Origin of the sequence: Pyramidobacter sp. C12-8 (assembly GCF_002007215.1) — a bacterium.
Lineage (GTDB): Bacteria > Synergistota > Synergistia > Synergistales > Dethiosulfovibrionaceae > Pyramidobacter.
In genome coordinates this window covers 1-208 of sequence record NZ_MUHX01000175.1, presented here as the reverse complement: position 1 = coordinate 208, position 208 = coordinate 1, and the positions used below count along the sequence as shown (strand labels likewise).

Here is a 208-nt window from a genome sequence, read left to right as displayed (position 1 = left end):
TGGAGCTTTAGCTGGAACATAGTCAACTCCATCCTCTTTTGTATGAGCAGGAGTTTCAGTTTTATCACTTACTCCCCACTGGTTTGCCAAATAACTTCCATAGGTCTTGTAAGCGATATAAAATAAAACAATTCCTATAATGACTAACCATACAGCATTCATTTAATCTTCCCCCTCGTTATTTTGTTATAAAATTATCCTCCTTTCT

1 protein-coding gene is annotated in these 208 nt (G+C 35.6%); it reads right to left on the bottom strand.

Translation table 11 applies throughout. The features are described 5' to 3' along the window. Positions 1-162: carbon starvation CstA family protein (locus tag B0D78_RS13650; protein ID WP_446737337.1), on the bottom strand; the 162-nt coding region annotated here is incomplete at its 3' end. Between the last annotated feature and the right edge of the window lie 46 nt (positions 163-208).